Annotated in this window: 1 pseudogene; it reads right to left on the bottom strand. The window is 69.7% G+C overall.

The window, feature by feature from the left end:
• Window positions 1-241: pseudogene (locus BN358_RS26110) on the bottom strand (thiamine ABC transporter substrate-binding protein); the annotation flags it as partial.

The raw sequence follows: 241 nt of genomic DNA, 5'->3' as shown, positions 1-241 counted from the left end.
CAGCGAGTTCGAGCCGTCCGCGGCGTAGGCCTCCGCGCCCTTCGGCAGGTCGGGCGAGACGTACGGGCTGAGGATGCCGGCGCCGATCGCGCGCCCGGCGAAGGTGTTGTCGATGCCGTAGACCACGTCGCCCATCGGGGCGTCCTTGGTCAGGATCAGCTGGTTCACCACCGTCCCCACATCGCCCGGCGCGACGTAGGTCACCTCGTAGCCGGTCTCGGAGGCGAACTTCGCGATCGTC

The sequence above is a fragment of the Sedimentibacter sp. B4 genome (genome assembly GCF_000309315.1).
Taxonomy (GTDB): Bacteria; Bacillota; Clostridia; order Tissierellales; family Sedimentibacteraceae; genus Sedimentibacter; species Sedimentibacter saalensis.
Note: the sequence above shows the minus strand (reverse complement) of the source record. Positions and strands in the feature narration are given on the sequence as shown.